At 65.0% G+C, this 13,487-nt stretch carries 13 protein-coding genes; 6 read left to right on the forward strand and 7 right to left on the reverse strand.

From position 1 onward, the window contains the following. Nucleotides 1-248: 248 nt before the first annotated feature. Both MLD63_RS05230 and MLD63_RS05235 read left to right on the forward strand, forming a co-directional pair. Nucleotides 249-779 carry a DsrE family protein gene (locus MLD63_RS05230; RefSeq protein WP_255328839.1) on the forward strand — a complete coding sequence of 177 codons (531 nt, stop codon included), beginning with the start codon at nucleotides 249-251 and terminating at the stop codon, nucleotides 777-779. A 118-nt stretch (nucleotides 780-897) separates the two neighbouring features. Further along, nucleotides 898-1,383, forward strand: coding sequence for a GAF domain-containing protein (locus MLD63_RS05235; RefSeq protein ID WP_255328840.1), 486 nt, complete (start codon nucleotides 898-900; stop codon nucleotides 1,381-1,383). Nucleotides 1,384-1,399: 16 nt separating this feature from the next. Here the strand turns inward: MLD63_RS05235 and MLD63_RS05240 are convergent, their stop codons facing one another. The 4 genes from MLD63_RS05240 to MLD63_RS05255 form a co-directional block, all read right to left on the reverse strand. Beyond that, complete coding sequence (locus MLD63_RS05240) at nucleotides 1,400-1,798, reverse strand: hypothetical protein (RefSeq protein WP_255328841.1); 399 nt, start codon at nucleotides 1,796-1,798, stop codon at nucleotides 1,400-1,402. Continuing rightward, nucleotides 1,795-2,007, reverse strand: a complete 213-nt coding sequence (locus MLD63_RS05245; protein ID WP_255328842.1) for a hypothetical protein — start codon at nucleotides 2,005-2,007, stop codon at nucleotides 1,795-1,797. The genes MLD63_RS05240 and MLD63_RS05245 overlap by 4 nt, the downstream gene beginning before the upstream one ends. 374 nt (nucleotides 2,008-2,381) lie before the next feature. Then, the gene (locus MLD63_RS05250; RefSeq protein WP_255328843.1) at nucleotides 2,382-2,792 is read right to left on the reverse strand and encodes a DUF7282 domain-containing protein; all 411 of its coding nucleotides are present in this window, start codon (nucleotides 2,790-2,792) and stop codon (nucleotides 2,382-2,384) included. Nucleotides 2,793-2,915: 123 nt separating this feature from the next. Further along, nucleotides 2,916-3,698, reverse strand: a complete 783-nt coding sequence (locus tag MLD63_RS05255) for an alpha/beta fold hydrolase (protein WP_255328844.1) — start codon at nucleotides 3,696-3,698, stop codon at nucleotides 2,916-2,918. 54 nt (nucleotides 3,699-3,752) lie between these two features. Here MLD63_RS05255 and MLD63_RS05260 point away from each other — a divergent pair, with 54 nt between their 5' ends. After that, nucleotides 3,753-4,151 carry a hypothetical protein gene (locus MLD63_RS05260; RefSeq protein WP_255328845.1) on the forward strand — a complete coding sequence of 133 codons (399 nt, stop codon included), beginning with the start codon at nucleotides 3,753-3,755 and terminating at the stop codon, nucleotides 4,149-4,151. A gap of 22 nt (nucleotides 4,152-4,173) precedes the next feature. On the opposite strand, the gene glyA is transcribed toward MLD63_RS05260, so the two are convergent. Next, nucleotides 4,174-5,463 (reverse strand): serine hydroxymethyltransferase, encoded by a 1,290-nt coding sequence (gene glyA / locus MLD63_RS05265; protein WP_255328846.1) that lies wholly within the window; start codon nucleotides 5,461-5,463, stop codon nucleotides 4,174-4,176. Nucleotides 5,464-5,616: 153 nt separating this feature from the next. On the opposite strand from glyA, the gene MLD63_RS05270 reads away from it, so the two are divergent. The 3 genes from MLD63_RS05270 to MLD63_RS05280 are packed head-to-tail and all read left to right on the forward strand — an operon-like array spanning nucleotide 5,617 to nucleotide 8,918. Then, nucleotides 5,617-6,372 carry an NAD kinase gene (locus MLD63_RS05270; RefSeq protein WP_255328847.1) on the forward strand — a complete coding sequence of 252 codons (756 nt, stop codon included), beginning with the start codon at nucleotides 5,617-5,619 and terminating at the stop codon, nucleotides 6,370-6,372. A gap of 42 nt (nucleotides 6,373-6,414) precedes the next feature. After that, a complete protein-coding gene (locus MLD63_RS05275) occupies nucleotides 6,415-8,010 on the forward strand; it encodes a peptide chain release factor 3 (protein ID WP_255328848.1) in 1,596 nt (531 codons plus the stop codon). Further along, nucleotides 8,007-8,918, forward strand: a complete 912-nt coding sequence (locus MLD63_RS05280; RefSeq protein ID WP_255328849.1) for a DMT family transporter — start codon at nucleotides 8,007-8,009, stop codon at nucleotides 8,916-8,918. The genes MLD63_RS05275 and MLD63_RS05280 overlap by 4 nt, the downstream gene beginning before the upstream one ends. Nucleotide 8,919: 1 nt before the next feature. On the opposite strand, the gene MLD63_RS05285 is transcribed toward MLD63_RS05280, so the two are convergent. Beyond that, nucleotides 8,920-12,066, reverse strand: coding sequence for an efflux RND transporter permease subunit (locus MLD63_RS05285; protein ID WP_255328850.1), 3,147 nt, complete (start codon nucleotides 12,064-12,066; stop codon nucleotides 8,920-8,922). A gap of 4 nt (nucleotides 12,067-12,070) precedes the next feature. After that, nucleotides 12,071-13,378, reverse strand: a complete 1,308-nt coding sequence (locus MLD63_RS05290; protein WP_255328851.1) for an efflux RND transporter periplasmic adaptor subunit — start codon at nucleotides 13,376-13,378, stop codon at nucleotides 12,071-12,073. Between the last annotated feature and the right edge of the window lie 109 nt (nucleotides 13,379-13,487).

Genomic DNA, 13,487 nt, shown 5'->3' on the forward strand with positions numbered 1-13,487 from the left:
TAGCTTTCTGCATGTTATGCTCAAAACTCGCCGGGTATACATACGTACCATATGTAATATTTGATCTTTATGTTGAGGACTCACGCATATTAAGTTCGTTAAGCAAGCAAAGTCGCCGCTCCATATTTGTCAAATTAGGATCTTTTTGCGTTGCTGTTGTTGCTAGTATCGCTGCAGCGTATGCGTTTAGATTATTGGATGGATAATAGTCTTAACAGTAACCTCTTTTGTCTAAAGTAGTCCCACACATGCGCCTGACCCTCGCCCTCTGCCTCTTCCTCCCCACCGCCGTCCTCGCCGGCCCCGAGGATCCCTCCACCTTCGATCCCGTCCAGTACGGGCCGCAGAAGGTGCTCTACGACTGGAACTACGCCACGCCCGAGGATGGGTTGCGCGCGCTCGGCTTCATCCGCAACCACATCGCAGCGATGGAGGAGTTCGGCGATCTCGAAGGTTCGGACATCGTCGTCGTGGCGCATGGCAACGACCTGCACGCCTTCGCGCGTCAGAACGCGGCGGCCTTCCCCGATGCCTATACCGCGCTGCAGGAACTGGCCGACAAGGGCGTGAAATTTCACGTCTGCCGCAACGCCGCCAAGGGTCGCGGCTATGAACCGGATGATTTCTACGACCTCATCACTGTCGTGCCCGCCGCCGTCATCGACATCGCGAAATACGGCAACGAAGGCTACAGCTACATGTATCCGGCCCTGTTCCCGCGCATGACGACCCAGGACATCGCCGAAAAATATCCCGAAATCGGCATGGCGCAGGACTGACGCCCGCGCGGCTCGGGGTTTCCCGGTTCGCTCAAATGCACGGCACTTGGCGCTCACGCGCCGTGCCTTCCCCGTGGCATGGTCGGGCCCTGTTCAATTGCGTATCAGGGAATCTGCCATGTCACATCATCCAGCCGCCGCGGCGACGCCCGCCTTCTTCCTCGACGCGCCCGATCGTTCGATGGTGGACAGCACGCTCGACGACGTTCGCGAAAGCCTGGGGATGGAGGTCGCGTATCTCTCGGAATTCCAGGGCAACCGCGCCGTCTTCCGCGCGGTCAGCGCGCCGGGCCTGGAAGCGATGATCAAGCCCAGCGACAGCATGGATCTGCGAGAGGTCTATTGTAAGCACATCATCGACGGGAACCTGCCGAACCTGATGTCCGATACCAGCCAGCATCAGATCGCGGTGGACCTGCCGATCACGCAGATGATCCCGATTGGCAGCCATCTCAGCGTGCCGGTCCGACGCGCCGATGGCAGCGTCTTCGGGATGTTCTGCTTTCTCAGCCGCACGGCCCGGCCCGATCTGGGCGCCGACGCGCTGGCGCTGGTCGAAGCCCGCGCCGCCGCCGTCTCGGCCCGCATCGCGCATCACGCCTGAATGCGGGCCGTGCCGGTCAGTCGGCGATGAAGGGCCAGATCTTGCGGCAATGATTGCCCGCCGCCGCGCTGACGCTGATCGACCCGTCCTTCGGACCCGAGCCGAAGCTCGACAGCCCCGCGCCCTCGGCCTTCTTAGCGGGATCGAGCGTGAAGGTGATCCCGACGCCCGCCTCGCGCGGCTTGGGCGAAGCGCGCCACATCCGCGTCGCGCCGTCCACCCGCATCACCCGGTCCGCAAAATCGCCGGCCGCGCACCAGTAATCCGTCTCGCGCCCCCGCGAATCGTGCGGCACCGCGATCTCGGTCGGGCTGATCTGGACCGCCACCATGCCGTTCTTCGCGGTGAAGGCGCTGGCCGGCAGGGGCGCCATCAGCGCCGCGATACCGGCCGCCAGGATGACCCCCCGGCTCATGACTTGCGCCGCCGGGTCGGGGCGCACAGGTTCGGCGCCATCCAAGCCTGCGGGCTCCACATCTTCAGCCACCCGTCGAACCAGGCGCGCTGCCAGTCCTGCATCATCTGGGTCTGTGCCTTCGACATCTCGGCCATCGCCTGACCCCGCGCCGCACCGGTGACGCTGTTCGCGGCGGAAAGCCACGCGCTCATCCATGGATTCTTCATCGCTCGCTCCTGAAATTGGTCCTGCGGACCAAATGCGGCACTCGCGCCGGGGTTCCCGTGCGCGCGCAGATGTGACCGCGGCTAGGCCGCAACAAGCGTTAAGTTTTGATGAAGAAAGCCCTAACCGCACGCTCGCAGCCTGTGTACAGGTTGTGTACATCCTGTGTACGCGCGGTGTACCGGCTGTGACACGTCAGACCCAGCAAATGCTGGCTGAAGTGAGGGTCCGCGTGTTGCGCTGTTGCGCACCACCGCACGCTGGAGTTGCCGTTCAGATTGATGAAGAAAGCGGGCAAAAAACAGCCCCCCGCGGATCGCCTCTTACCCGCGGAGGGCGTGACCGCGCCCGAAGGCGCAGACCTCGTCGGCGCAGATTACTGCGCCGTGATGACCGTCATAACCAGTTGATCGTCCACGCGAATTGGACCGTCCTCGGTGGCGCCCAGCGTGTATTCGAAGACGCCGGTCTCGCTGCCGCCGTCCTCGCCGTGAACCATCAGCATCAGCATGTCGCCCGCCGCCACGTCCTCGGTCAGGATCGCGGCAACGTCCGTCGTCTCGCCCGCGCGGATCGGCGCATGACCGACCACCGGCCCGGGCTTCATCTCGCTATCCGTGCGATGCACCACCAACCAACCATTAGCCGGCGCCGTCACCCGATCGGCGCTGACCACGCCATTGCTCACGGATTGGTCCATCGCTGCGACGGCGGGCGTCGCATCCTGGGCCAGTGAAGTGCCACCGGCGATCAGCGTGATCAGGGTCGTCGTGGCAAGAAACTTCATGTCGTCCTCCGTCCGGGGCAAGGCCAGTCGGGCCAAGACTTCAGGGATAGACACGGATCGCATGGACTGAAGTTGCGCCCCTCACGTCGCCGTGAAGAGCTGATGCCAAGAAATTTTCAACAATCAGCCGCGGCGCAGGAAATCGGCCACGGCAGCGGCCGTCTTGGCCGGCTGATCGGCGTGCAGCCAATGGCCGGCGCCTTTCACGCTTGCGAATTCTGCCTGCGGGAACAGCCGCTGAATCGCAGCCTTGCCATCGGCGGTCACATAGTCCGATGTCTCTCCGGTCAGGAACAGCGCCGGACCATCGAAACTGCCCGGCTGAAGATCGTCGCCGGGCCATCCGACCAGCCCTGCCATCCCGGCGTCGAGCGCGTCGAGGTTCAGCATCCACCGCGGCGGATCGGCCTTCAGGTCAAGCGATTGCAGCAGGAACGCGCGGATGCCCGGTTCGCCGACCGTTTCGGCAAGGCGCCGATCGGCATTCGAGCGACGTCCCTCCAGCCCGTTCAAATCCAGGTTCTTCATCGCGGACAGATATCCCGCCTGATCATGGGCATAAGCCACGGGCGCGATGTCCATCACCACCAGCCGATCGATCAGGGTCGGCTGCGTCAGCGCCAGCACCATCGCGGCCTTGCCGCCCATCGAATGCCCGACCACGTCCGCGCGTCCGCCGTTCGCCTCGATCACGCGGGCCAGATCACCCGCCATCGCGGCGTAGGAATGATCGTCGTTGTGGAAGGATTCGCCGTGGTTGCGCATGTCCACGCTGAGCGCGCGGTGGCCCTGTTCGACCAGCGTCCGCGCGATCGGACCCAGATTGCGGCCCTGACCGAACAGCCCATGGGCCAGCAGAACCGGGTGGGCGGTTTCGTCGCCGATCATCGTCGTCTTCAACATCATGGCGGCACCCTAGACCGGCTGGCGGGGTCGCGCCAGAGCCGCTATGGTCCGCCCATGACGAGGATCGCCCAAACCAGCGACGATATCCGCGACATGGCCGATGAGGTCGCGCGGCTGATGGCCGACCGCTTCGGCGGCGCGCGGCGGGGCAAGTTGCCCGGGCTCGAGGAGATGCTGCGCAGACGCGGCGGCGCCCTGCCGCGCAATCTGCGCGGGCAGGCGCGTGTGCTGGCCGAAGCCGAGATGCTGACGTCTCAGCCGCGTGTAGCAAGGCAGATGGACCTGGGCCGTCCCAGCCGGGCCTACAACGCGCTGATGGCGTATCTTCAGCCTTTGGGCAGCGTCAGTCGTTGGCAGAACCGGGCCGTGAATTTTGGCGCCTCGATCGCCTTCGGGCTTCTGGTTCTGGCGGCTCTTGTAATCTGGATGATGGTGCGGCGCGGGCATCTGTGACGCCCGCGCGGCGTTCAACGGCTCACATGCCCTCGTAAAGCGGGAACCGTGCGCAGAGCGTCGCGACTTCGGCCTTCACCTTATCTTCGACCGCCGCATTTCCGTCATCGCCATTGGCGGCCAGGCCGTCCACGACCTCGACGATCCAGCGGGCGATCTGGCGGAATTCCTCTTCGCAGAAACCGCGCGTCGTCCCGGCAGGAGTGCCGAGGCGGATCCCCGAGGTCACGAAGGGCTTTTCCGGATCGAAGGGCACGCCGTTCTTGTTACAGGTGATGTGCGCGCGGCCGAGTGCCGCTTCGGTGGCCTTACCGGTGACCCCCTTGGGGCGCAGGTCGGCGAGCATCAGGTGATTGTCGGTCCCACCGGATACGATGTCGATGCCGCCCTTCTGCAACTCATCTGCCATTGCCTTAGCGTTCTTCACGATCTGCGCGGCGTAATCCTTGAAACCGGGCTCCAGCGCCTCGCCAAAGGCCACGGCCTTGGCGGCGATCACGTGCATCAGCGGACCACCTTGAAGGCCCGGGAAGACAGCCGAATTGATCTTCTTCGCGATCGCTTCGTCGTTCGTCAGGATCATGCCGCCGCGCGGGCCGCGCAGCGACTTGTGCGTCGTCGTCGTCACGACATGCGCGTGGGGCAGGGGCGAGGGGTGGACGCCGCCGGCCACAAGACCCGCGATATGGGCCATGTCGACCATCAGCACCGCGCCGACCTCGTCCGCGATCATGCGGAACGCCGCCCAGTCCCAAACCCGGCTGTACGCGGTACCGCCCGCGACGATCAGCTTGGGCTTGTTCTGGCGTGCGCTTTCCGCGATCGCCTCCATGTCCAGAAGCTGATCCTGCTGGCGCACGCCGTAGCTGACGACGTTGAACCACTTACCCGACATGTTGACCGGCGAGCCGTGAGTCAGGTGCCCTCCCGAGTTCAGGTCGAGCCCCATGAACGTGTCACCCGGTTGCAGCAGCGCCAGAAACACCGCCTGGTTCATCTGGCTGCCGCTGTTCGGCTGGACGTTCGCGAAGTCGCAACCGAACAGCTGCTTGGCCCGATCGATGGCGAGGTTCTCTACCACGTCCACATACTGACAGCCGCCGTAATAACGCTTGCCCGGATAGCCTTCGGCATACTTGTTGGTCAGGACCGAACCCTGCGCCTCCATCACCGCGCGGCTGACGATGTTCTCCGATGCGATCAGCTCGATCTCATCGCGCTGCCGGCCCAGTTCCTGACCGATGGCGCGGGCGATGTCGGGGTCGCGGCTGGCGAGGTCTTCGGTAAAGAAGCTGTGGGTCTGCTCGTTCATCGTCTCGCTCCGGGCTGGTTTGCACTTGGCGCCCTTACTAACGATGCAGCGGCGCGGCATAAACACGAAATGCGACCCGGGCCATGGGTCCCGCGACGGGGCTTGCCTTTAGTGTTGGCAAACGGAAAGCTGCAGCCCGAAACCGGGGGAAAGATGAGCGACAGGATCCATTTCGCGGCGAGCGAGACAAGGGTGGCGCGGGCCGCACAGGACCGGCTGACCCGCCGCTATGGTCAGGCGGATCTGGATGCGGCGGATGTCATCGTGGCGCTTGGTGGCGACGGGCTGATGCTTTCGACGCTGCATGGCCCCTCCGATCTGCCGGTCTACGGCATGAATCGCGGGACGATCGGCTTTCTGATGAACGACTACGCCGAAGAAAACCTGCCCCAACGCATCGCGGCGGCAGAGACGACGGTCATCAATCCGCTGGCGATGGTCGCGGGTTCGACCGATGGCGGCGAACACCGCGCGCTTGCGATCAACGAAGTCAGCCTGCTCCGCGCCGGACCCCAGGCCGCACGGCTGCGGATCAGCGTCGACGGTCGGTTGCGGCTGGACGATCTGGCCTGCGACGGGGCCTTGCTGTGTACGCCCGCCGGCTCGACCGCCTACAATTATTCGGCGCATGGTCCGATCCTGCCCCTGGGCTCGGACGTGCTGGCACTGACCCCGATCGCGGCCTTCCGCCCGCGTCGCTGGCGGGGTGCGATCCTGCCCAAGCGCGCGGTCGTCCGCTTTGATGTGCTGGACCCCGAAAAGCGCCCGGTCATGGCCGACGCGGATTCGCGCGGGGTCGAGCGTGTCCGCTGGGTCGAGATCCGGTCCGACCCGACCGTCCGCCACCGGCTGATGTTCGATCCCGGCCACGGGATGGAGGAACGCCTGATGCAAGAGCAGTTTCTCTAGCGGGCATTGCGCCGGAATGGGGCAGGGGCTACATCCCCGCGCATGGACAATCGACCCGCCCTGCCGCCCGAAATCGCCCGCCGTCGGACCTTTGCGATCATCTCGCATCCCGACGCCGGCAAGACCACGCTGACCGAGAAATTTCTGCTGTTCGGCGGTGCGATCCAGATGGCGGGTCAGGTCCGCGCCAAGGGCGAGGCGCGCCGGACCCGATCCGACTTCATGAAGATGGAACAGGATCGCGGCATCTCGGTCTCGGCCTCGGCCATGTCGTTCGAATATGACGGACATCGCTTCAATCTGGTGGACACGCCGGGCCACAGCGATTTTTCCGAAGACACCTACCGCACGCTGACCGCGGTGGACGCTGCGATCATGGTCATCGACGGCGCCAAGGGTGTCGAAAGCCAGACCCGCAAGCTGTTCGAGGTCTGCCGCCTGCGCGACCTGCCGATCCTGACCTTCTGCAACAAGATGGACCGCGAAAGCCGCGACACGTTCGAGATCATCGACGAGATCCAGGAAAACCTTGCAATCGATGTCGCCCCCGCAAGCTGGCCGATCGGGATGGGGCGCGAGTTCATCGGCGCATACGATCTGCTGAACGACCGGCTGGAGATCATGGACCGCGCCGATCGCAACAAGGTGGCGGAATCGGTCAAGATCAGCGGTCTGGATGACCCGAAGCTGGCCGATCACATTCCGCCCGCGCAGTTGGAGAAACTGCGCGAAGAGGTCGAGATGGCGCGCGAACTGCTTCCGGCTTTCGACCGCAAGAGCTTCCTCGAAGGGCACCTGACACCGATCTGGTTCGGCTCGGCCATCAACAGCTTCGGCGTCCGCGAATTGATGAACGGCATCCGCGAATACGGCCCCGAACCACAGCCGCAGATGGCCGAAGCACGCCAGATCGCGCCCGAGGAAGAGCCGGTCACCGGTTTCGTCTTCAAGGTGCAGGCCAACATGGATCCCAAGCACCGCGACCGGGTGGCCTTCGTCCGGCTCGCCTCGGGTCATTTCGAACGCGGGATGAAGCTGACCCATGTCCGCAGCAAGAAGCCGATGGCGGTCAGCAACCCCGTCCTGTTCCTGGCTGCCGACCGCGAACTTGCGGATGAGGCGTGGGCGGGCGACATCATCGGCATTCCCAACCACGGCCAGCTGCGCATCGGCGACGCGCTGACGGAAGGCGAGGGGCTGCGCTTCACCGGCATCCCCAGCTTCGCGCCGGAGCTGCTGCAAAGTGTGCGTTCGGGCGATCCGATGAAGGCCAAGCATCTGGAAAAGGCGCTGATGCAATTCGCCGAGGAAGGCGCCGCGAAGGTCTTCAAGCCGATGATTGGCTCGGGCTTCATCGTCGGCGTCGTGGGCGCCTTGCAGTTCGAGGTTCTGGCCAGCCGGATCGAGCTGGAATACGGCATCCCGGTCCGGTTCGAGGCGTCGCAATTCACCTCGGCCCGCTGGGTCCACGGCCCCCGGGACAAGGTCGACGCATTCTCCAACGTGAACAAGCAGCATATGGCGAACGACCACGACGGCGATCTGGTCTACCTAACTCGCCTTCAATGGGACATCGACCGGGTGACGCGCGACCATCCCGATTTGACGCTGTCTGCGACGAAAGAGATGATGGCTTGACCCTGCCGCTCCACGAGCTGGCGGCGCTCGGGGCGGCAGCCTGCTGGGCGCTGACCGGCACGCTGGTCACGGGGGCGGTGCGCGAGGTCGGCCCGTTCCGTTTCAACCTTTTGCGGCACCTGCTGGTGATCCTGCTGCTCAGCGCGGTACTGTTCTTCCGCACACCCAGCGGGCTGCTGGACCATAACGCCGCGATCATCCTGATCCTGTCCGGCCTGGTCGGCATCTTCATCGGCGACACCGCGAACTTTGCCGCCGTCGGTCGGCTTGGCGCGCGCCGCGCCGGGGCGCTGTTCGCGCTGAACGCGCCGATGGCCGCGATCCTCGGCTGGACGGTGCTGGGCGAGACTCTAAGCGGACTTGCCATCATCGGCATCGTGGTGACGGTTGCCGGCGTCGCCGTCGCGATCATCGGTCGGCCGCCGGCCCATGCCCATCGTTTCGAACAGACCGAGGGTGTCATCCGCACCGGAATCCTCTTCGGATTGGGGGCGGCACTGGGCCAGGCGGTCGGCGCGCTGATCAGCCGTCCGGTGATGGAGGCGGGGATCGACCCCTACGCGGCATCGCTGCTGCGCGTCGCTGCCTCTGGCCTGTGCATGGGCGTCGTCGGTGGTGCGATGATGGCCGGCGGTCGTGATCCGGGCCCGACACGACCGATGACGACCGAGGTCATCGTCGCCGCGTTCGCGACTGCGGCGCTCGGTCTCGGGCTCGGCATGACGCTGCTGCTTTACGCGCTGTCGGGCGGCAAGGTCGGGATCGTCTCGACGCTATCGGCGACCTCGCCCGTCCTGATCCTGCCGATGTTGTGGCTGCGGACCGGACAACGGCCGACGGCTGCAAGCTGGACGGGCGCAGCCATCGCCTGCATCGGCATGGCACTGATCTTTCTGCGCGAAGGCTGACTTATTCGGCCGGCGCCGGCGGCGCCCCGGCCGCGCTAACCTTGGGCTGAAGACGCTGATCCAGCCGCAAGCCGGTCATCCGCTTGACCGCTACATAAAGGACCGGCGACAGGAAGATCGCGATCACGGTCGAGGCCGCCATCCCGCCCAGAACCGCGATGCCGATGGCGTTCTGCGCCGCCGCACCGGCGCCGGTCGCAATCGCCATCGGAAGCACGCCCAGCATGAAGGTGAAGGTGGTCATCAGGATCGGACGCAGTCGCTGGCCGACGGCTTTCAACGTCGCCTCGCGCAGCGTGAGCCCGCTTTCCAGCAAGGTCTCGGCGAACTCGACGATGAGGATCGCGTTTCGCGCGGCAAGCCCGATCGTGGTCAGGATGCCCACCTTGAAATAGACGTCGTCCTGCTGCCCCGTCAGCCAAGCGGCCACCACCGCCCCCAGCACGCCGACCGGGACCGACAGCATGACAGAGAACGGCACCGACCAGCTTTCGTACAGGGCGGCCAGCGCCAGGAACACGATCAGCATAGACAGCGCGTAAAGGATCGGCGCCTGCGCCCCCGATTGACGCTCCTGATAGGAAATCTCTGTCCAGGCGACGCCGAAACCGCCCGGGATTTCCGCGACCATCTCTTCCATCGCGTCCATTGCCTGACCGGAGCTGATGCCCGGCGCGGGCGACCCCGACAGCGATAGCGCGGGGCTGCCCTGATAGCGCGACAATCGCGGTGCGGTCGGCTGCCAGGACGTGGTCACGAAGGCAGTGAAGGGCACCATCTCTCCCGACGCGTTGCGCGCATACCACTGGCTGATATCTTCGGGTTGCATCCGCCAGTCTGCCTCGGCCTGCACGATCACGGGCCGGAGACTGCCGGCGAGGATGAAATCGTTGACCTGCGTGCCCGAAAAGACCGTGGACAGCATCGAGTTGACCGATGACAGCGAGATGCCCAGAGATTCGGCCTTTTGCTGGTCAATGTCGATCCGAAGCGAGGGCTCGGCTTCGCTGTTGCCGGTATCGACACCCTCGACCCGGCCGTCCGCCTCCGCCAATTGATCGAGCCGGTCGGCCGCGTCGATCAGCCCGTCCACGCCCGATCCGGCGTAATCGACGAGATAGCCGGAAAAGCCGCCGCTGTTGCCAAGACGGCGAACGGTCGGTGGCTGCATGAACATGATCCGACCGGCGCGGTCATTGCGGAATGCGTCGTTTGCGCGACCGGCAATGGCTTCGGCCGACCGTTCCGCCGCCGTGCGTTCTTCGAAGGGTTTCAGCTTGATGAAGATCATCGCGGCGTTCTGCCCGCCGCCGCCGAACCCCCAGCCGAGCGCGACGAAGGCGGATTCGACTGTGTCGGCCTCGTTTTCCTCCAGCCAGGCTTCGACCTTTTCAACGGCGGCCAGCGTCTGCTGGCTGGTGGAACCATCGGTGAGCGAAATCCGCGCCATCAGCGTGCCCTGATCCTCGGTCGGCAGGAACGATGATTCCAGCCGCTGATAGACCTCCCACGCGGCGAATGTCATCGCGCCCAGCAAAAGCAGGATCATCAGCGGGGCGCGGATCAGCTTCCCGACGCTGGCGGTGTAAAAGCGGCGGAGCCCCGACAGGCCGCTGTTGAATGCCCGCGCCGGCGCGATCGGCTGCCGGTCCGAGCGGCGCAGCAACTGCGCGCACAATGCCGGCGTGAGCGTGATTGCGACTCCAAGCGACAACACCATCGCGCTGATGATCGTCAGCGAGAACTGGCGATAGATGACGCCGGCCGCGCCGGGAAAGAACGCCATCGGCAGAAACACCGCTGATAGAACCACCACGATGCCGATGAGGGCGCCCGTTATCTCGCGCATCGATTGTCGTGTCGCCTCGCGCGGGTCGAGGCCCTCTTCCTCCATCAGTCGTTCGACGTTCTCGACCACCACGATCGCGTCGTCGACCAGAAGCCCGACGGACAGGACCAGAGCGAACAGAGTCAGCGTGTTGATCGAAAAGCCGGCGGCGTAAAGCACTGCGGTCGTGCCAAGCAGGACGACGGGCACCGCGATGATCGGGATCAGGGTCGCGCGGAAGCTTTGCAGGAAGACCAGCAGCACGACGATGACAAGCACCGCAGCCTCGGCCAAGGTGTGATAGACCCTCTCGATCGAAAGCTCGACGAAGGGCGTGGTGTCGAAGGCGATGCGATACTCGACGCCTTCAGGCAACGCGCCGGACAGGTTTTCCAGCGTGGCCCGCACCGCCTCGGACGTGGCCACCGCATTGGCGCCGTCTGCCAGGTTCACCCCGAATCCCGAGGCGGGAAGGCCGTAAAGGCGCGAGCCGCCGCGATAATCCTCTTGCCCGATCTCGATCCGCGCGATGTCGCCCAGTCGGACCACACCGCCATCGACGTCCGATTTCAGCAGGATCTGTCGAAAATCCTCGGTGCTGGTCAGCTGGCTCTGCGCGGTCACCGTCGCGGTGAATTGCTGTCCCGTCACGGTCGGCTGCTCGCCCAGCGAGCCGACCGAAACGGTGGTGTTTTGCGCCCGGACCGCGTCCAGCACATCCGAGGGTGTCAGCTGGAAGCGCACCAGCGACAACGGATCCAGCCAGATCCTCATCGCGTAGCTTGAGCCGAAGATGTTCAAACCGCCGACGCCAGCGGTTCTTTGGACCGGCCCCTGAACCGTCTGTGTCAAAATGTCGCCAAGCTGCGCCGTCGTATAGCGCCCGTCGGTCGAGATCAGCGCGCCCACCATCAGGATCGAGGAGCTTGACCGGGTGACGCTGACGCCTTGCTGACGAACGGCGTCGGGCAGGTTGCGTTCGACCTGGGCGACCTGGCTTTGCACCGTGTCCTGTGCGGCCACCGGGTCGGTATCGGCGGTAAAGGTCAGCGTGATGCTGGCGCCGCCCTGGCGCGAGCTGGATTCCATGTAGACGACACCGTCGATCCCGGTCAGCCCGTCCTCGATCACCTGCGTGACCGAGCTTTCCACCGCCTCCGCCGTGGCACCCGGAGAGCTGGCGCTGATCCGGATCGTGGGTGGGGCGATGTCGGGATACTGGTTGACGGCCAACTGCGTCAGTGAGGCGATGCCCGCGAGCATGGTCAGGATCGACAGGACCCAGGCAAAGACCGGACGATCGACGAAGAAGCCGCCCATCCGATCAGCCGCCGCTTGGCCGGGGTGACGCCGTGGTGCGTTCCTCGACAGCGGCTTCGGTCACGGCGGGTTGCGCGGCCGCGGCAGCGCCGGGCGCCTGCGATGCGTCGGCGTCGGTCGCTGACGATGTCTGGGTGGGGGCTTGGCCTTCGGCTGCATCCTCTGCCGCGTCCTCGATCACGCCTTCCTCGCTGATCGTAACCGGGACGGTGGTGATTTCGGCCCCGTCGCGGAGATTCTCAAGCCCGTCGACGATTACCTTGGCACCTTCTTCGATGCCCGCCGTCACCATCCACGCATTCTGGAACGTGCCGGCTTCCGTCAGGGTCGTGTCGACGGCCCGCCCGTCACGCGCAACGAAAGCGGTCAGCGTGCCATCGGCGGACCGGCTTGTGGCGCGCTGCGGGACGAGCAGTGCGCGCGTTGTGCCAAGCGTCAGCGCGACGCGCAGGAACTGTCCCGGAAGGATGCGGCGGTCGGAATTGTCGAAACGAAAGCGGATCTGCGTCGTCCCTGTTGTGGTCGAGACCGATAATCCCGGCGTCACCAGCGTTCCGGTGCCGGAATGGACGCTGCCATCTTCCAGCGTCAGCTCGGCCGCCAACTGTTCGCTGCGGGACAGCGCACCATCCTGAATCCGTGCGCGATTGCGCAGGATCGAGGCAGAGCTTTCCTGCACGTCGACATAGATCGGGTCCAGGCGCACGACGGTGGTCAGCAGGTCGGACTGGTTCGCGGTCACGATGTCACCGATCGTCACAAGGGGAAGGTCGGGGATGCCGTCGATCGGGCTTCGAACGCGGGTCTGTTCAAGATCCAGCTGCGTGACCTGAAGATTTGCGCGCGCCGAGCTTAGCGTGGCCTGCGCATTGGCCAGCGTGACCTGCGCCGTCTCGATGCTGGCCCGCGTGGTGCCGACACCTTCCAGCTGGTTGGCGCGTTCCAGCGCGGCCTCTGCGGCGCTCACGGCCGCTTCGGCCTCGGCCACGCCTGCCGATGCGGAATCAAGCGAGGCTTCGAACGTGTCGTCCTCGATCGTGAACAACACGTCGCCAGCCTCGACCGCGCGGCCGGGCTCATAATCGATGCTTTCGATGACGCCGCTGACACGCGGCCTGATCGACGCGCTTTGATAGGCAACCGCACGGCCGGGCAGGGTGACGACATAAGGGACATCGGCGGATTCGACCGTGATGGTACCGACCTCCGTCGGTCCCGCCGGCGCAAAGCCTCCGGGCCCGCCCTGCGCCGCGACCTCGCCCGCGATGAGCGTCGTCAAAAGGGCTGCCGCCCGTGCGATCCGTCCGTGCATCCCGCCTGCTTTTCATCCGATTTTCAGAAACCCGGTTGCGCAGGATGGTAGCGGCGGCACTCGGACAAGCAAAGCGCAAACCCCCCGTTGCGGGCGGTCACTTTAACGC

Origin of the sequence: Paracoccus albicereus (assembly GCF_024359525.1) — a bacterium.
Classification (GTDB): Bacteria; Pseudomonadota; Alphaproteobacteria; order Rhodobacterales; family Rhodobacteraceae; genus Paracoccus; species Paracoccus albicereus.